General features: G+C 72.2%; 1 protein-coding gene. It reads right to left on the reverse strand.

Annotated elements, in window-relative coordinates; translation table 11 throughout:
- Nucleotides 1–41: 41 nt before the first annotated feature.
- Nucleotides 42–515 (reverse strand): DUF3382 domain-containing protein (locus CRT60_RS04610; RefSeq protein WP_244592267.1); only part of this gene is annotated, 474 nt, incomplete at its 5' end.

The following is a 515-nucleotide window of genomic DNA, read 5'->3' on the forward strand; positions in this document are numbered from 1 at the left end:
GACGCTCAGCAAAGGCTTTTCGGTGTTCATCGGTGCGGCGCTCATTTCGCGGCTCCCGCCGGGATCGGCTTCTTGCCGCCATGCAGGAGGATGGTCGGGTCGCGGTGGGCCAGCAGGCCGCGCGGACGCCACAGCATGATCACCACCATGCCGGCGCGCAGCGCGATGACGCCGCCGCCCAGCACCAGCACCAGGCGCAGCACCTGGGTCGGCATCGGCAGCACCAGCCCGACGCCGGCGCAAATGAGCGCCAGGATCAGCACCGGCAGCGCCATGCCCTGGCGGATCAGCCCGAGCCCGAGCCGGCCGAGGAAGACCAGCAGGAGCGAGGCGATCACCTCCTCCGGCCGGGCTTCGATGCCGAGGCCGGTGGGGCGGTCCACCGTGCGCAGGCCGACCAGCGGCACGGTCAGCAGCAATGCCACGAAGGCGGCGAGGCCGGCGTCCTTGACGGTGGCGGCCCAATCGACGCCGCGCGGGGCGGTGCGTCCGGCGGAGAGGGTGTTGGAGTGCGT

Source organism: Azospirillum palustre (assembly GCF_002573965.1).
In the GTDB taxonomy this organism is placed as follows: domain Bacteria; phylum Pseudomonadota; class Alphaproteobacteria; order Azospirillales; family Azospirillaceae; genus Azospirillum; species Azospirillum palustre.